Annotated in this window: 15 protein-coding genes and 1 pseudogene; 12 read left to right on the plus strand and 4 right to left on the minus strand. The window is 69.5% G+C overall.

The genetic code is table 11. The features are described 5' to 3' along the window. Positions 1 to 86 precede the first annotated feature (86 nt). Positions 87 to 1580 carry a carboxylesterase/lipase family protein gene (locus tag LCN96_RS28595; protein WP_225265507.1) on the plus strand — a complete coding sequence of 498 codons (1494 nt, stop codon included), beginning with the start codon at positions 87 to 89 and terminating at the stop codon, positions 1578 to 1580. Positions 1581 to 1836: 256 nt separating this feature from the next. On the opposite strand, the gene LCN96_RS28600 is transcribed toward LCN96_RS28595, so the two are convergent. Then, the gene (locus LCN96_RS28600) at positions 1837 to 2787 is read right to left on the minus strand and encodes a helix-turn-helix transcriptional regulator (protein ID WP_225265508.1); all 951 of its coding nucleotides are present in this window, start codon (positions 2785 to 2787) and stop codon (positions 1837 to 1839) included. Between the two features lie 63 nt (positions 2788 to 2850). On the opposite strand from LCN96_RS28600, the gene LCN96_RS56725 reads away from it, so the two are divergent. From LCN96_RS56725 to LCN96_RS28610, 3 genes are all read left to right on the plus strand, one after another. After that, complete coding sequence (locus tag LCN96_RS56725; protein WP_263657332.1) at positions 2851 to 2979, plus strand: hypothetical protein; 129 nt, start codon at positions 2851 to 2853, stop codon at positions 2977 to 2979. After that, on the plus strand, positions 2976 to 3413 hold the full coding sequence (locus LCN96_RS28605) for a carboxymuconolactone decarboxylase family protein (protein ID WP_225265509.1): 438 nt from the start codon (positions 2976 to 2978) through the stop codon (positions 3411 to 3413). Before LCN96_RS56725 ends, LCN96_RS28605 begins: the two co-directional genes overlap by 4 nt. A gap of 176 nt (positions 3414 to 3589) precedes the next feature. Continuing rightward, positions 3590 to 4189 carry a YdeI/OmpD-associated family protein gene (locus tag LCN96_RS28610; protein WP_225265510.1) on the plus strand — a complete coding sequence of 200 codons (600 nt, stop codon included), beginning with the start codon at positions 3590 to 3592 and terminating at the stop codon, positions 4187 to 4189. 313 nt (positions 4190 to 4502) lie between these two features. Here the strand turns inward: LCN96_RS28610 and LCN96_RS28615 are convergent, their stop codons facing one another. Beyond that, positions 4503 to 6119: a phytoene desaturase family protein gene (locus LCN96_RS28615; RefSeq protein ID WP_225265511.1), complete on the minus strand. Its 1617-nt coding sequence runs from the start codon at positions 6117 to 6119 to the stop codon at positions 4503 to 4505. A gap of 694 nt (positions 6120 to 6813) precedes the next feature. On the opposite strand from LCN96_RS28615, the pseudogene LCN96_RS28620 reads away from it, so the two are divergent. The 5 genes and pseudogenes from LCN96_RS28620 to LCN96_RS28640 all read left to right on the plus strand — a co-directional run. After that, positions 6814 to 6927 (plus strand): annotated as a pseudogene (locus tag LCN96_RS28620) (IS5/IS1182 family transposase); the annotation flags it as partial. A 466-nt stretch (positions 6928 to 7393) separates the two neighbouring features. Further along, complete coding sequence (locus LCN96_RS28625; RefSeq protein WP_225265512.1) at positions 7394 to 7687, plus strand: hypothetical protein; 294 nt, start codon at positions 7394 to 7396, stop codon at positions 7685 to 7687. Positions 7688 to 8012: 325 nt separating this feature from the next. Continuing rightward, positions 8013 to 8966 (plus strand): oxidoreductase, encoded by a 954-nt coding sequence (locus LCN96_RS28630; protein WP_225265513.1) that lies wholly within the window; start codon positions 8013 to 8015, stop codon positions 8964 to 8966. Between the two features lie 65 nt (positions 8967 to 9031). Then, the gene (locus tag LCN96_RS28635) at positions 9032 to 9391 is read left to right on the plus strand and encodes a hypothetical protein (RefSeq protein WP_225265514.1); all 360 of its coding nucleotides are present in this window, start codon (positions 9032 to 9034) and stop codon (positions 9389 to 9391) included. 479 nt (positions 9392 to 9870) lie between these two features. Continuing rightward, a complete protein-coding gene (locus tag LCN96_RS28640) occupies positions 9871 to 10053 on the plus strand; it encodes a hypothetical protein (protein WP_225265515.1) in 183 nt (60 codons plus the stop codon). A gap of 121 nt (positions 10054 to 10174) precedes the next feature. Here LCN96_RS28640 and LCN96_RS28645 read toward each other — a convergent pair whose 3' ends face one another. Next, entirely contained in the window at positions 10175 to 10789 is a 615-nt protein-coding gene (locus LCN96_RS28645; RefSeq protein ID WP_225265516.1) for a helix-turn-helix domain-containing protein, read from the minus strand. A gap of 106 nt (positions 10790 to 10895) precedes the next feature. Here LCN96_RS28645 and LCN96_RS28650 point away from each other — a divergent pair, with 106 nt between their 5' ends. From LCN96_RS28650 to LCN96_RS28660, 3 genes are all read left to right on the plus strand, one after another. Beyond that, on the plus strand, positions 10896 to 12947 hold the full coding sequence (locus tag LCN96_RS28650) for a xanthine dehydrogenase family protein molybdopterin-binding subunit (protein WP_225265517.1): 2052 nt from the start codon (positions 10896 to 10898) through the stop codon (positions 12945 to 12947). Continuing rightward, positions 12944 to 14266: an FAD binding domain-containing protein gene (locus LCN96_RS28655; RefSeq protein WP_225265518.1), complete on the plus strand. Its 1323-nt coding sequence runs from the start codon at positions 12944 to 12946 to the stop codon at positions 14264 to 14266. The genes LCN96_RS28650 and LCN96_RS28655 overlap by 4 nt, the downstream gene beginning before the upstream one ends. Positions 14267 to 14635: 369 nt before the next feature. Next, positions 14636 to 15175 carry a DinB family protein gene (locus LCN96_RS28660; protein ID WP_225265519.1) on the plus strand — a complete coding sequence of 180 codons (540 nt, stop codon included), beginning with the start codon at positions 14636 to 14638 and terminating at the stop codon, positions 15173 to 15175. A 238-nt stretch (positions 15176 to 15413) separates the two neighbouring features. Here the strand turns inward: LCN96_RS28660 and LCN96_RS28665 are convergent, their stop codons facing one another. After that, positions 15414 to 15929: an orotate phosphoribosyltransferase gene (locus LCN96_RS28665; RefSeq protein WP_225265520.1), complete on the minus strand. Its 516-nt coding sequence runs from the start codon at positions 15927 to 15929 to the stop codon at positions 15414 to 15416. Positions 15930 to 16165: the final 236 nt, after the last annotated feature.

Consider the following 16165-nt stretch of genomic DNA (forward strand, 5'->3'; position numbering starts at 1 on the left):
CTGCCCGCCGCAGTTCGCCGTCCAAGGGCTGGGCGTCAGTCGCCCCGTACACCGAGCAGGTCTGAACCCTGCGGAAAGGCACCATCGTGAACCACCGCCCCGGCCCCGTCGTCACCACCGCGCAGGGAGCCGTGCGCGGCCTGCGCGGAGGCGGGACCCGCACTTTCCTGAACGTCCCGTACGCCGCCCCGCCCCGCGGCGCGGGGCGTTTCGCCGCGCCGCGTCCGCACGAGCCGTGGGACGGTGTGCGGGACGCCACGGCGCCGGGCCCCAACGCGCCGCAGTCCGAACGCAAGCTGGGCACGGTGGACATGTCCCCCTACTTCGGCGCCGGTTGGAGCCGCGGAGAGGATTACCTCACCGTCAACGTCCACGCGCCCGCCGAGGGCGGCGGCGGGCTGCCGGTCATGGTGTTCGTCCACGGCGGCGGGTTCGTCGCCGGCTCGACGCGGTCCACGCTGTACGACGGCTCGGCGTTCGCCCGCGACGGCGTCGTCCTGGTCACCCTCAACTACCGGCTCGGCATCGCCGGGTTCCTCGAGCTCCCCGGGGCGCCCGCCAACCGCGGCCTGCTGGACGTGGTCGCCGCGCTGCGCTGGGTGCGGGAGAACATCGCCGCCTTCGGCGGTGACCCGGGCAACGTCACCCTCTTCGGGCAGTCGGCCGGGGCGACCATCGTCGGCGGCGTCCTCGCCACCCCCGGCGCCGCCGGGCTGTTCCGGCGGGCGATCGTGCAGAGCGGCAGCGGCCTGGGCGCGTTCACCGCCGAGCAGGCCGCCCGCGTCACCAAGGCGGCGGCCGAGGCCCTGGGCGTCGGGCCCGACGCCGGCGCGTTCGCGGGCGTCTGCGACGAGCGCCTGGTCGAGGCCGCCTCCCGGCTCACGGGCCTCGACCTGCGGACCGAGAGGCACCGTGACCCGCTGATCGGGCTCAGCCCCTTCAGCCTCGTCCTCGACACCCAGCCCGCCGCATCCGTCGCCGCCGGCCTGGGCGCCGGCGTCGATCTGCTCGTCGGCACCAACGCCGAAGAGGGCAACCTGTACCTGGTCCCGGTGGGCAGGTACGCCACCTCGACGGCCGCCGACGTCCACGAGGCGGCGGCGCGCTCCCACCCTGGTCCGGCGCGGCTCGTCGAGGCCTACCGCGCGTCGCGCCCCGGCGCGTCGTTCGCCGAACTGCGCTCCGCCATCATGGGCGATGCCCTGTTCGGCGCGGGCAGCCGCGCCCTGGCCGGCGCGCACGCCGCCCATCCCGGCTCGGGCACCTACGCCTACGAGTTCGCCTGGCGCTCGCAGGCCCTGGGCGGAGAGCTCGGCGCCGCCCACGCGGTCGAGCTGCCCTTCGTCTTCGACGTGGCGGATCGGCCCGAGCTGAACGGCCCGAACGCCATGCTCGGCCCCGGCAAGGCCCCCGCGGAACTCGCCGCCCGCGTCCACGAGACCTGGATCCGGTTCGCCAGGACCGGCGACCCCGGCTGGGAGCCGTACGACGCCGAGCGCAGGGCGACCATGCGCATCGACACGGAGTGGACCCAGGTCGACGACCCCCGCGCCCGGGAACGCCGCGCCTGGAACCTCTGAGAGGGAACACCATGATGAGAACCGTCATCACCACCGGAACGCCCCCGTCCCGGCGGCTCGCCGGCCGAGCCGTAGGCGTGCTCCATGGACGACCAGTTGATGTCGTACAGTCTGTCGAACATGCGCCGCACTATGCCGGATCACACCGACAGGGACGGTGGGCACGCCACCGTGGCCGGTTTGGCCCCCAGCCGCTCGCCTAAGGCGCGCCCCCTCTTGCGCAGGTAGCCGTGTCGGCGATCGGCGGGCGTTTGTGCTACTGGTTGTCCTCGAGAAGTTGTCGTGTGCGGGTGAGGAATGCCTGGCGGACCTCTTCTGGGTGCAGTATCTGCAGGGGCCGGCCGAGGCTGAGCAGATAGCGGGCCAGGCCGTCGGCGTCTGGCCCGCCGATGTCGATGATGGTGGCGTCGTCGCCGTCCGGATGGTGGACGCCGACCGTTGGTGGTACCAGCCTGCGGGCCTCATCGGCCGGTACGTGCAGGCGGATGGTCACCCGCACCGGGTAGGGCCTCAGCGCGATGCCCGTGCTGACCAGCTGGGCTGGATCCGGCGGGTCGGGCAGGGCGGTGGCTTGCCCGGTGGCTGTGGCATCGATGATGCGATCGGTACGGAAGGTGCGCCAGTCCTGCCGGGTCAGGTCGTAGGCGAGGAGATACCAGCGGCGGCCGGTGTAGAGGAGCCGGTAGGGGTCCACTCGTCGGGTGGACGTCGTTCCGGCCCCGTCGCGGTAGGTCACCTGGGTGCGTTCGCCTCGCCGGCACGCGGTGGCCAGGTCGAGCAGCAGCGCGGGGGAGATCTGGCTGTCGTCGGGTCGTGCGGTGTGGGTGAACGCGGCGTCCAGCTCTCCGAGCCGGTCGGCGATCCTGGCCGGCAGCACCTGGCGTAGTTTCAGCAGCGCCGACAGGGCTGCCTGGTCGCTGCCGGAGACTCCGCTGAAGGCGGCGGTGCGCAGCCCGACAGCGACCGCGAGGGCCTCCTCCTCGTCCAGGATCAGTGGCGGAATGCTGGTTCCGGGCCCGAGGTGGTAGCCGCCCCAGGGGCCCATCTCCGATTCGATGCCGTAGCCGAGTTCGCGGAGCCGGGCGATGTCCCGGCGAACCGTCCGTTCGGTGATCTCCAGCCGGGCGGCCAGATCAGCGCACGTCCAGGACTGCCGCGTCGACAGCAAAGACAGCAGCCGCAGCAGCCGCGCCGAGGTGTTGACCATGGCTGACAGTCTGCTCGATAACCAGGACCGTTTCTGACCGGGTCATACCGTAACGTCGCCGGCATGACCGAGATTGCCTTGGTCGAAAAGTCCATGACGACGACGATGATCTCCGCCAAGGTGCGGTGGATGACGGGGCCCGGATGGGCGCACGTAACCGACGAGGGGCAGGACCTATGGAAGCACGCATGAAGGGTGTGGCGAATTTCGACGTGATCACCGCGATCCAGCATCTGCAGAAGGCGATCAACGCCGGTGGAGTTGACCCGCTCGTGCTCGAGCTGGTCCATCTGCGGGCCAGCCAGATCAACGGCTGCAGCCCGTGTGTGTTCGCCGGCGTCCAGTCGGCGAAGAAGCATGGAGAGAGTGAGGAACGGCTGCACAGCGTGGTCGCCTGGCGCGAGGCCCCGTTCTTCACCGAGCAGGAGCGGGCGGTGCTCGCGCTGACCGAGGCCGCCACCCGGATCCAGGACGGCGCGCCGGGCGTGACCGACGAGATCTGGGACGCTGCTGCCACCCATGTCGACGAGAAGCAGATGTCGGCGATCATCTTGAACATCGCGATCACCAACTTCTTCAACCGGATCAATCACACGCTTCGGGAGCCAGCCGGCAAGGCCTGGTGAAGGCGGGCGGTCGTCATCCGTCCAGAGGGACGCGGCGGCGACGTGGTGGAGGACGAGATCGGCCGGCTCCACCGCCGGCCGATCCGGCGCCACTTACGGCAGTCCCGTCCTGGGCTCCCGCCTTCGGGTGGCCGCCGACAACCGTCCACTTTGATGATCATTAGGGGTGTATGGCGATGAGCGACGAACTACTGGAACTGACCGTTACCGATGCCCGGGCCTGGCGGGAGTGGCTCAGCAGGCATCACGACAGCTCGGCAGGGGTGTGGCTGGTCCTCGCCAAGCAGAACACGACCCGGCCCACCAGCCTGACCTATGACCAGGCGCTCGACGAAGCCCTGTGCCACGGCTGGATCGACGGCCGGCTACGACGACGGGACGAGATCACCTTCTGCCGGCGCTTCACCCCGCGCGGAAGGCACAGTCCCTGGTCAGTACGGAACGTTTCCCTCGTCACCCGTCTGATCAGCGAGGGCCTGATGCATCCGGCCGGAATGACCCAGGTCGAACACGCCAAGGCCGACGGACGCTGGGAGGCGGCCTACGCGGGACAAGCCGGCATCGAGGTACCGGCCGACCTGGCCGCCGCATTGGCCGCGAACCCCCAGGCACAAGCGATGTTCGACATCCTCACCGCCCAGAACCGCTACGCCGTTCTCTACCGGATCACGATCGCCGAACGCGCCGAGACCCGAGCCCGCCGTATCACCCAGTTCGTTGACATGCTCGCCCGCGGCGAGACGATCCACCCACAAAAGCGCGCCCTCAGCAGGTGAACGCCGGACCACTCCTGTCCCCGCCTCACTCCTCCAAGGGATGTGGCCAAGGCAGGCTGACCTGCGGATACCAGGGAGGCAACATCGGCGCGAAGATGGCAGGTTGTACCGCCGGGGTACGGCCACCCTTCGCTACGATGATCGCGGACCATGATGGGGCGGCACATTCGTGTCACCGAAACGCGTGAGGATTGTGGATGCAATCGACGCACAGCGATCAACCTGTTACGAAATAAGCGTTCCAATCTTCTGCAATGCCCGGTTCATCAAGGTGTCCGCACCCGGGGGCAGGGCCGACCGCAGGGTCTGATGATCATCGCCCGAGGCCACCGCGAAGGCGACGAATCCTGGATCGGACGCTGCCGGTCGAGAGGAGCTGCTGCGCCACGATGTGTCCCGAGCCGCCTCCGAGACCGGCGCCAGGATGGGTGAAGGCGCCTATCTGCCAGAGCCCGCCAAAGCCCGTCCGGTGGCCGGTCCCGGTGCCGGGACGCCACCAGAAGCTCTGGTCGAGTTCGGCGGAGCCGCCATACGGGTCACCCGCGACCGCGTTCGGATTCGCGGCGAGCAGGGTGGGCGGCGGCAAGGCGACGCTGGCGCGGATGCTGTCGCGAAGACCGGGGGCGAATGGCGCGATCCGCTTGATCACCCGGTCCACGTATGCCGCCACGACTTCCTCGCTCCACGCATCGGCCACGTCGATCTCGCCCGCGGCGTCGCCGCGCGGAGCGAACGGCAGCTCCTGGAGCTGGATCCACAGCGTGCCGGCGCCCTCCGGCGCGCGGCTGGGGTCGAGGACCGTCTGCTGTCCCACGACGACCGTAGGTGCAGCGGGCAGCAACCCGGCTTCGGCCTGGGCACAGGCCATGCCGGTGCTGTCGGCACCGTTCGAGATGTGCACCAGTGGCACCTGGTCCAGGCGGGTATCGCTCCACCGCAGCCGCTCGTCGAGGGCGAGGTGGATCTGCATGGCGGCCCGCCCCGGCCGGTGCAGCCGTGCCGCACGCCGCCCGTCTTCCCTTGAGGCGCCGCGGTCCAGCAGCCTGTCGTAGAGATCGCCGGTCGAGGTCGAGGCCAGCACCGCCTTGCGGGCGGCGATACGCAGGCCGCCGGCGTGGACGGCGACCGCACGGCCGCCGGAGACCTCGATCCGCTCGGCGTGGACACCCAGACGGATCTCGACGCCACGGTCGGCGAGCAGGCGCTCGAAGGCCGCGACGAACTGCCGCGCTCCGCCCTTCACCACCGGAAGGCCGATGCGGTGCACGGTGGCCGCCATCACCGGCAGCATCATGCCGCCGCCGGCCTGGTCGGGGCCGAGCCCAGCGTGCAACAGCCATGGTGTCCAGAGCTGGTCGGCCTCCCACCCGGTGAAACGCTCGCGTACGAAGCCGCGGCCGCTCTGCACGGCGACCCGGGCCAGCTCCACCGCGCCGCTCATGCCCAGGCTCCGCAGCGCGGACGCACCGAGCCGCGCGACGTCCCGGGCGCGCAATTCCGAGCCGAGCACGCCGAACACGACGCCCGCACGCCGCTCGAGCTCCTCGAGCATGGTGCGGTACGCCGCCTGATCGGCAGAGTGGGCCAGACGGGCGACGGTCGCCTCCGGGTCCCGGTCGGCGATGACGACGCCACGCTCGGAGATCGACGCGGTCACGGCGTCGTCCGTGTTGGCGTACTCCAGGCCGCGCTCGTGGAGCGCCGCGCCGAGGCCGGCGTATGCGCCGCCTCCGACGAACAGTGGATGCCACGACGAGAACGTGTCGTGGACGTGCCCGGGGATGGTGAACTCCTCAGAGTCGATGAACCCGCCGAGACGGTCGCGCGTTTCGAGCAGCACCACCGTCCATCCCGCGCCCGCTAGCTCGGCCGCGGCCACCAGGCCGTTGATGCCCGCTCCGATCACTACGGCATCGGCTTCGTCGCGCACCGTTCACCCCCATCGTCATCGTCCGGCCCCATCCGGCGGAGGCTCCGCCCGCGCGGGCCCGCACCTGGGTGTCGTTCCGCCCGGCCCGCAGCGGCTCGACGTGGTTCTCGGCGAGACCCGGCACGGCTGCGGCGACGAAGGGCCCACGCACTGCCGCCCGGAAGCGGGTGCTCCCCGACAGCACCGTCACCGGCCATGCGGCTCATCACCGCGAGCAGGTAGCCGCCGTGTACCTGGCCACCCACTCTCCACCGCGAGCACAGACCCGTCTCGTAGACGTCTCCACGCCGCAGGATCGCCATCGCTGCCTGGAATGTGCCCATCTGTGTTCCAGTCCGTCGTCGCGCGAGCGGAAGGTGGTCCACGGCGCGCACCACCTGAGCATCCCAGTCAACCGCGCCGACAGCAGATTCAGTCCCACGACGGCGGCACCATTGTCCCTTCTTCTCGCAACGCCATGACGCCGTACGTCAAGTGACGGTTTCGCGTTTCGAGTTGTCTGGCGTGGCTTGGCATCCTGCTAAGCGCGGGGACGCCTTCCCGGCACTACATTCGTAGGTCCGGTCGGAGCACGTCGCGAGGCGGGCGAGCCGGAGAAGGGCGGCGTCAAGGGCAAAACGTCTGTGACGATGGCCCCGACCGCGGAGAGGGAATCCCGCACCGGCCGCACAGGTTCCGGCTGACGGTGGCTGAGCTGGGCCGCTCACGAGGCGGGCTGACGAGCAAGGCGCATCCGGCGGCCGACCGCCGATGCCGGCTACTGTCCTTCGCCCTCACGCCGGGTCAGGCTGGAGACGGTCCGCAGATCCAGTGGGCTGCAGCACATCAGCATCCGCCCGCTCATCGCAAAGAGCGTCCAGGGGCGCGCCGGCCATGGAGGCGGCGGCGCGGGCGCGGGCATTCCGGCCCCGCATCGAGGTGCCCTCCTGGCGCTTGCACGAGGCCGCCGGTGTAGAGCAGCAGCGTGCTGCCCGGTTGCAGCGTCGCGACGGTGCTGGTAGGCGCCATGTCGTACCCGCGCCGAGGATAAGATTGACGGCGTCTTCAAGGTAACGCGCCGCGCCCGTCCTGAGTGACCAGCGCGGGCGGCGGATGACCGGCCACAGTAGTGGGGCCGCCACTCGCGGTCGCCCTGGCCTTCCCTGGGAAAGACGTGGCGGCTCGGCCGGCGGTTCCTGGTCGCCTCGGCGAACGCACTCGCAGGATCGAACGCAGGAGCAGCGCGACCTCGATCGCGAACGCGCGCTCACCGCGCTCGTCCAGGAGCGTGCCTCATGAGCCGCGCGGCGGAACAGCGGCTGCTGCAGCAGGCGGGCGCCATCGCCGGGATGTGGCGCTTCACCCACGCCGGGCAGCGCGACACCTGGAGCTACGCCAGCCGTGCCGAGCTGCTCCTGGCCCAAGGCCGCCTGTTCACCCCGGCCCCGCGGCCCGCCCGGTTCACCGCCGGCCCGCCGGGCACCTGCTTCGCCACCGCCCCCCGCATGGCCGACGAGCAGGCCGGCCTGCTGTACGTCGAGGGCATGGTGCTGGCCGGCGGTGTGCCGTTCGCCTTCGACCACGCCTGATGCGTCAATGCCGACAGCGATCACGTCATCGACTTCACCCTGCCCGACGGGGCCCGGTGCGGCCTACCTCGGCATCGCCCTCACCGAGGACTGCCGGCGCGAACAACAGGACTGAACGCACTCAGCGGCTTCGCCTGGACCGCGGCCTGCTCGCCCGCCCTGCCATACGACAACCGACCAGGCCTTTCGTGCGGGATATACGTACGTCCTTGCCGTCCGAGATACGTACGCGATCCCCGTAGCCCGGTACCGAAACCTTGCCGATTCGGCCCGTGAAGGCCCGTTCGTAGCCTCGTGCCGCGAAGACGATCCCGTAACGAGGAGGATGATCGTGAACGAGCTTCTCACGCCTGTCACCGTCGGCGACCTGGAGCTGCCGAACCGCCTGGTCATGGCGCCCATGACGCGCAACCGGGCGCGTGGCGGGCTCGTCGGCGAGCTGACCGCCGAGTACTACGCCCAGCGCGCCGCCGCCGGCCTGATCATCACCGAGGGCACCCAGCCCTGCGTGATCGGCCAGGGCTACCTCGACACCCCCGGCCTGCACACGCCGGCGCAGGTGTCGGCCTGGCGGCTGGTCACCGACGCGGTGCACCGGCGAGGCGGCCGCATCGCGGTGCAGATCATGCACTCCGGGCGGATCGGCCATCCCTGCCTGTATCCGGCGGGCGAGCTGCCTCTCGCACCGTCGGCGATCCGCTCAGGGGAGCGGCTCCACACCCCCGCAGGGCTGCTGGAGCACCCGACGCCGCGGGAGATGACGCTCGCCGACATCGACCAGGCCATCGAGGACTTCGCCTCCGCGGCCCGGCTGGCGATGGCGGCCGGGTTCGACGCGATCGGGCCGCACCGCACCGGCCTGCGCATCTCCCCCGGCATCACCTACAACGGCATGAACGAGAGCGACACGGAGCTGCTCTACACGCAACTGGCCCGCGCGCTGGCCCCGCACGACCTGGCGTACGTGCACGTCTCGGAGAACGACACCCGCGAGATCACCAAACTCATCCGCGAGCACTGGAGCGGCCCGCTCATCCTCAACCCGCACCCATGGCGCGGCGACGAACCGGCCGGCCCCGCCGACGGGATCGAGGCGCTGCGCTCCGGCCTGGCCGACGCGATCTCCTTCGGCCGGCTGTGGCTGGCCAACCCCGACCTGCCCACCAGGATCGCGGCGGGCGGACCGTACACCGAGGCCGACCCGAGCACCTTCTACGGCGGCGACCACCGCGGCTACACCGACTACCCGGTGCTCTCCCCCAGCGGGGCCGACCGATGAGCACAGAAAGGCCGAATCGCGTCATGAGCCACCAGGACGAAACAATCCTCCTTTTCCGCAACACCATGCGTATCGCCGACGGTCACCTGGAGGATTTCCGCAACGCCATCGCCCGAGCCGTGGAGTTCGCCCAGCAGCATGGCCCGCAGCTGATGGTGCAGACCTTCGTGGACGAGAAGCGGATGCTCGCGCACAGCTTCCAGCTCTATCGGGACTCCGACGCGGTCCGCCTGCACTGGAAGCTCGCGGACCCGTTCATCCAGGACGTCATGAAGCACTGCCGGGTGGAGCACTTCGAGGTGTTCGGTGAGCCGGACGCCGAGGTGGCAGCGGGCCTGCGCTCGTCGCTCGGCGAGCAGACCCCGCTCACGTTCTCGCCCCGCATCGCCGGCTTCCTACGCTTCGGCGTGGCCCCTCAGGCGTAGCCGACGCGCCCGCACGCCGCCCCGGCCGCGAAGCGAAGCTCCCGTCGCTCATCATCGCCGGCAACTTCGCCGACGGCCTATGGACCGTCCAGAGCGACGATGGCACCACCTGGGGCCGCAGGCGAGTAGTCGCCGTTGCGTCAAATCGCGGCGGGCGACACCCCTGATGAGGGGTTACTCATAGAACAGGGAAGGCTCCAGGCCAGTCTGGAGCCTTCACGAATCCCGGACCTCATCCTCGTGATGGACAGCCCCTTGACGGCGAGAGTGCAGAGGGGTGACGTTCGGGTCCGGCAGCTCCAACTGCTTCCGCAGTTCCTGCTTGTCCAGAGTGAGGTGCCGACGTCGGCCTGGTCCACCCCGTTGGCTTGATGAGCAGTTCGTCCGCCGCCTGCGCGTGACTCGTCACAGTTCTGCCATTCGGTGATCCCATGCGGGCCGACGCCAAGAGCAGTCGCCTCGGGAAAGGGAGCAACCGCATGTCCACGCTGGCAGAACAGATCGATGGCGGCATCGCGGTCGACATCCGCCGCGACACCCTGGCCGCCGCGGCGGTCAGGGCACTGGGTGCCGTCCTCGCCCACGCCGAAGTGGCCACCGACGCCGACGGCTACCTTGAACTCCTGGAGTTCGCTCGTCGGCAAGTCCCGGGCCCCCGCTGACCACGCCCTTCCTGCTGCCGGATACGGGTCTGGAAAGCGGCGAAGTCCGCACATGCTCTCCCACGACCGCGTAGACCCCACTATGTCTCGGGATGCACGGGTCGGTCGCTTCCCTGCGCGCCTATGGGTGGTCTTGCCGGTGTTGAGCCGTCACCAGGAACAGCCGGGTCGGCTGCTCGGATGGGAAGCTCCAGCGGTGTGGCTGGAGGCCCTTGTACCAGATCGAGTCACCGTCGTTGAGCTGGACGGCCTGCCAGTCGCGGAACTCGATGCGCAGGGTGCCGCCGATGACGACGACCAGGTCTTCGCCCGGATGCTCGAACCAGTCGCCCGCCGGGGTGTTCGGCATGGCTGTGACCTCGTTGGCCTTGATGAGGCCGTCCGGTTCGCCGGCCAGGAGCCTGAAGTCTCCGCCGGCACCGCCTCGCTCGGTTCCGGTGAGCCGTGGACCGTCCCCTCTCCGGGTGATGACCAGGTCTCGTCCTGATGGCCGAGGGAGAAGATCCTGCGGGAGCACGTTAAGCGCTTGGGCCAGCCGGTAGAGCGTGGCGACGCTGGGAGCGGACCGCCCCGTCTCCAGGTGGCTCAGGAACGCCTGGGAAAGCCCAGTCGCGGAGGCGAGCGCCGTCATGGTGATCCCAGCCCGCCGGCGAGCCTCCCGGATCGTCGCGCCGATCTCCTGCTCCAGGCCGGGTGAGCCGGCGACGGGCGCTTCCTGGTGGGCCGATGATGTCACGCAATCACCTTAACGTGTTGACATGAAATTAGTCCTAGTAATAATGTCGCCGCGTTCTACCTGCTAGAGGCGAGCATCTCGTTGTGACACAAATAAGGGGTCCCCGATGGGTGAACGCTTCGATGCACACGTGAAAGCCGCGGGCAAGCACCGCTATCCCTCCGACGTCGCGCTGCCGGGCATGCTGTGGGTGCGCGTCGTCCGCGCTCGCCTTGCGCATGCCACCATCCGCGCGGTCGACACCACTGCGGCGCGTGCGACTCCTGGCGTCGCATGCGTTCTGACCGCCTCGGACGTTCCCGGGCTGAACGCCTTCGGCCTCGATGTGGCCGATCAGCCCGTGTTGGCATCGGACCGGATCCGCTTCCACGGCGAGGCGATCACGATCGTGGCCGCCGACACCGACCAACAGGCACGCCGCGCCGCCGACGCCGTGCTCGTCGATGCGGAGCCTTTGGAGGTGGTCTCGGACCTGCTCGAACCCGCAGACCTGTGTGGCCGGGTCGAGCTGGGAACAGGCGACATCGATGCCGCGCTGGCCGACGCCGATCTCGTGCGTGAGCTGACCTACCAGACGCCGCGCCAGGAGCACGCCTTTCTGGAGACCGAGGCCGGTTGCGCCTATGACGACGACGGCGTGCTGACCATCGTCGCCGGAGGGCAGAACCCCTTTCACGATCGCCGCCAGCTGGCCGCGATCCTCGGCGTGCCCGAGTCGAGACTCCGGGTGCTGCACCCGATGATGGGCGGGGCGTTCGGCGGCAAGGAGGACCTGAACGTTCAGCCGCTACTGGCGCTGGTGACCTGGCACACCGGCCGCCCCTGCCGCATGATGTACGACCGTCAGGAATCGATGGCCGCCGGGGTGAAGCGTCACCCTTTCCAGGTCCGCTACCGGATCGCGGCCACCAGCGCAGGCGACCTGGTGGCCGCCGACGTCGATTTCGTCGCCGACGCGGGCGCCTACACCACGCTCAGCCCCGCCGTCGTCGGGCTCGCCGCGGAGCATGCCTGCGGGCCGTACGCCTTCGCGGGAACCCGGATCCGCGGCCGTGCGGCCTTCACCAACAACGGCAACGCCAGCGCGTTCCGCGGGTTCGGCAACCCTCAGATGGTCGCCGGTTTGGAGCAGTGCGTGGACATGCTGGCGCGGGACACCGGCCTGGGACCGATCGAATTCCGCCGCCGGAATCTGCTGCGGCCCGGCGAGGTGGCCGGCTTCGGCAGGACCGTTCTCGGGACGCTGGGCATGGGCCGAGTCCTGGACGCCGCCCAGGCCAGCCCCCTGCTGACCGAGCCCGTTCACTCGGAGACGCCCCACAAACGCCGCGGGGTCGGCCTCGCCATCGCATGGCAGGGGTTCGGCATGGGGGCCGGTGTGAAGGACAGGGCCCTCGTCCGCCTGGAACGGCTGGAAAGCGGGCGGATCCGGTTACACGTGAGCACTCCCGACATGGGCCAGGGAAACCTGTCCGCCTACATCCGGATCGCCGCCGACGAGCTGGGCGTCCCCGCATCGTTGTTCGACATCGCCGACGGCGACTCCGACGGGCCCGACTCCGGATCGAGCAACGGCTCGCGCACCATGTTCACCGTGGGCTCGGCCGTACTGCAGGCAGCTCGGGAACTACGCCGGACCGACGGCGGGCCGCTGAGCGTCGAAGGGCGGTTCGCGCCACGCCAGAGCGACCCCATCACGCCCGGTATCCCGCATGCCGCGTTCGCCTCCTCCGCGCAGATCGTGCTCGTGGAAGTCGACACTTTGACCGGCGAGGTCGATGTCCTGCGCGTCGAGCACTACCTCGACGCGGGCCGCGTCATCGACCGGGCGGGAGTGGAGGCTCAGTCGGAGGGCGCGATCGCCCAGGGCCTCGGACTCGCCCTGCTCGAAGACGCCATCATCGAGGACGGCGAGCCGCGCACCACCAGGTTGTCGACCTACCTGATCCCGTCGGCGCTGGACGTCCCGGCCGACATCGTCACCTTCATCGTCGAAGAGCCCGAGCCGCTGAGCCCGCTGGGCGTGCGCGGGATCGGCGAGATAGGCATCAGCGCCACGGCCGCCGCGGTCGCCAACGCGATCTATGACGCCGTCGGCAGGAGATTCGCCCGCTTCCCCATCACTCCGGAACAGGTACTGGAAGCCCTCAGCTCATGACAGCCATCGAACTGACCATCAACGGCGCCGGCCACCAGGTGACCACTGACCCCCGTACGCTCCTGCTGCATGTCCTGCGGGAAGAGCTGGGCCTTCGCGGCACCAAGTACGGCTGCGGCGAAGGCGAATGCGGCGCGTGTACCGTGCTGATCGACGGCCGCCCGCTCAACGCCTGCCTCATACCCGCGGGACGCGCAGACGGCGCTCGTGTCGAGACCATCGAGGGAATCGCCGGCACCGAGACCGGCCAGGCCGTGATCAAGGCCCTCTCCGAGCAGGGCGGAGTCCAATGCGGCTTCTGCACGCCGGGATTCGTCGCCAGCATCACGGCCGGAGGCGATCTTTCGGGAAACCTGTGCCGCTGCACCGGATACATCAAGATTCGCGCGGCGGTCCGTCAGGTGCTCGACCAGATCGAGCCCCGGCCGCCATCGCCGCCGGGTCCACGCCGTGCCATCCTCGGCCCGGCCTACGCGCGCCCTGCCACCATCGCCGACGCGTTGCGCCTGCTCGCCACGGACGCCCCCTGGCGAATCCTCGCCGGTGGAACCGACCTGCTCGTCCAGCACGAGCACCGTCTCGAACGCCTGAGCCTACTCGACATCACGGCCATCGCCGACTTTCCCGCCCTCACGGAAACCAGCCAGTCGGTCGTCATACCCGCGCTCGCCACCTACACCGACCTGCGAACCTCGCCGACCATCCTGCGCTGGGCCGAGCCGCTCGCGACCGCGGCCGCCCTCGTGGGAGGACGGCAGATCCAGAACGCCGGCACCGTAGGCGGCAACATCGTCAACGCCTCGCCCGCAGGCGATGCCATTCCGGCGCTCCAGGTGCTGGGAGCACGCATCCACCTGCGAACACCACACCGGGCCAGGACCGTCCCGATCTCGCGGTTCTTCACCGGTCCTGGCCGCACCCGCCTCGCCAAGGGCGAGCTCGTCACCCACATCGAGATCCCCAAGACGCCGCCGACGGACCTGATCTGGTTCTTCGACCGGGTGGGAACCCGCCGCGCCCAAGCGATCACAAAGGCTTCGGTCGCCTTCCGCGCGCGCCGGCACGAGAGCGGGCTCGCGGACGTCAGCATCGCGCTCGGCGCGGTCGGCCCCACCGTGCTCGAGGCTCCGGAAACCGCGGCCTTTCTCGAACGTGGTCCGCTCACAGAGGAACGTCTCCGCCACGCCGCAGACCTTCTCGGCCGCGAAGCCCAGCCCATCGACGACATCCGCTCCACCGCCCGCTACCGGCGCCGTGCCGTGGCCGGGCTGCTGCTCCGCAACCTTCTCCCCCTGGCGGGAAGGCCGCCCTTCTCATGAGACTCGATACCCCGGCGCTGTCGGGTGTGTCCGTACGGGCTGGAACCAAGGGCACCACCATCAGCGCCGAGACCAGACTGCTGCTGTTCACCCACGCCTTCGAGGTGCTGGGCCTGACCCGCGTCGACCTGAGGACCGGCGCCCGCGACCAGCGCTCCGGCCGGGCGCTGGAGCGCCGAGCTTCGAGGGCGTGCTGCGCAGCCGGCCACCGCCCTGGGCGCCGGGCGAGGAAGGCCTGTTGCGAGACTCGCCCATGTTCTCGTTGATCGCCACGGAATGGCCTGCCGTCGAGGCGGCCCTGCAGGACCGCCTCGCCGGATCTATCGGAGCCGAATCTTTTGGAGAAGTGCGATGACTACGCCAAAGCCGATGTTCGCCGAGATGTTCGTCGACGAGAACGCCGATCCCAGGATCGACGTGCCGGCCGGAGGTGCGGAGAAGGCCATGCTCGCCGCCTTCCTGCGCTGGCACCGGCAGACGCTCATGCTGAAGTGCGCCGGACTGGACCCGCAGGCCCTCGCTCGGCGGCCGGTGCCCTTCTCCGGCCTGTCGCTGCTGGGCCTCGTGCGACATCTGGCCGACGTCGAGCGCCGCTGGTTCCGCCGGGACCTGGCCGGGCAGGCGGTCGAACCGTACTTCGCCACCCAGGACCACCGGGACGCGGCCTTCGACAACGCTGCACCCGATGCCGAGATGGTCGCCCAGGCCTGGCGCCTGTGGCAGGAGGAAGTCGACTTCGCCGACCGTTTCGTGGCCGAGGCGGAGAACCTGGAAGTGACCGGTGAGGATCCCTGGAAGGGCACGATCACCCTGCGATGGGTGCTGGTGCACATGGTGGAGGAATACGCGCGGCACAACGGCCACGCCGACTTCCTCCGGCAGGGCATCGACGGCGCGGTTGGCCTGTGAATGGGCATCGTCTCACGAAACGGACATCGAGGAGAGCCCACCGGGACTCGCATATGCATAGATAGTTAGCGAAGTACGCGAATCACTCAACGTCCGTAACAGGGCGAGCGACCCGCTTCATCTGTCGCCGATCTTCGGGATCTCCCACAGCACCGCCGCCGGATACTCCGCCGTCGCCGAGCACCTGCTCTCCGACGAACTCGATCAGGCGTCCAGTCATCTTGAGTGACTCTTGGTCTCACTGGAGATCCTGGCGCTTGAGCAGCGAAAGGAGCCGGATCCCATCCGCGGCCAAGGCCTCGACACCGCCTTCCTGCCGATCGATGACGCACAACGCGTGGTCGATCCGAGCCCCTAGATCACGCAACTGGCCAGTGGAGATCGCGATCTGCCCACCCGAGGTCACCACGTCCTCAACGACCAGGACGCGCCGTCCCTTGACATCGGCACCCTCGGCCAGCCGGGCAGTGCCATAAGACTTCGCTGTCTTGCGCACGAACGCACACGGCAAGCCGGTGCGCCGCCCCAGCGCCGTGACCACCGCGATGCCGCCCATCTCCAGGCCGGCCAACACCTCGGTCCCCTCGGGAACCAGTGACACCATCCCCGACGCCACCTCATCCAGAAGGGCCGGATCGGCCTCGAACTGGTACTTGTCGAAGTACTCCTCGGCCACTCGTCCTGAACGCAACACGAACCGGCCACTCAACCGGCAACGGTCACGAACCCGACAGGCGAGATCCACATCAGTCACGACACGAGCATGGCAGACCATCTGAACCCGCCTCTCCACGGTCCACCAGCGCGGCAATCGCGGTTGCCGACCGCAGTGATCCATTTGGAGCGGCGCCTCCGGGACTCTGACGAACTCTCCGCATTTTCAGTCCTCACCAACCGAACTGGAGCATGTTCGCGATGACAGTCCTTCAGTCTGACTGAACCCACGGCGGACGTGCTGGTAAGAAACGTGTCATAGGCCCTGAACGAGCG

The sequence above is a fragment of the Nonomuraea gerenzanensis genome (assembly GCF_020215645.1).
GTDB lineage: Bacteria > Actinomycetota > Actinomycetes > Streptosporangiales > Streptosporangiaceae > Nonomuraea > Nonomuraea gerenzanensis.

Bases quoted from the DNA above. Each gene is read 5' to 3' on its own strand.
- LCN96_RS28600 (WP_225265508.1), bottom strand. From the start codon at position 2,787: ATGGTCAACACCTCGGCGCGGCTGCTGCGGCTGCTGTCTTTGCTGTCG.
- LCN96_RS56725 (WP_263657332.1), top strand. From the start codon at position 2,851: ATGACCGAGATTGCCTTGGTCGAAAAGTCCATGACGACGACGATGATC.
- LCN96_RS28605 (WP_225265509.1), top strand. From the start codon at position 2,976: ATGAAGGGTGTGGCGAATTTCGACGTGATCACCGCGATCCAGCATCTG.
- LCN96_RS28610 (WP_225265510.1), top strand. From the start codon at position 3,590: ATGAGCGACGAACTACTGGAACTGACCGTTACCGATGCCCGGGCCTGG.
- LCN96_RS28625 (WP_225265512.1), top strand. From the start codon at position 7,394: ATGAGCCGCGCGGCGGAACAGCGGCTGCTGCAGCAGGCGGGCGCCATC.
- LCN96_RS28630 (WP_225265513.1), top strand. From the start codon at position 8,013: ATGATCGTGAACGAGCTTCTCACGCCTGTCACCGTCGGCGACCTGGAG.
- LCN96_RS28635 (WP_225265514.1), top strand. From the start codon at position 9,032: ATGCGTATCGCCGACGGTCACCTGGAGGATTTCCGCAACGCCATCGCC.
- LCN96_RS28640 (WP_225265515.1), top strand. From the start codon at position 9,871: ATGTCCACGCTGGCAGAACAGATCGATGGCGGCATCGCGGTCGACATC.
- LCN96_RS28650 (WP_225265517.1), top strand. From the start codon at position 10,896: ATGGGTGAACGCTTCGATGCACACGTGAAAGCCGCGGGCAAGCACCGC.
- LCN96_RS28655 (WP_225265518.1), top strand. From the start codon at position 12,944: ATGACAGCCATCGAACTGACCATCAACGGCGCCGGCCACCAGGTGACC.
- LCN96_RS28660 (WP_225265519.1), top strand. From the start codon at position 14,636: ATGTTCGCCGAGATGTTCGTCGACGAGAACGCCGATCCCAGGATCGAC.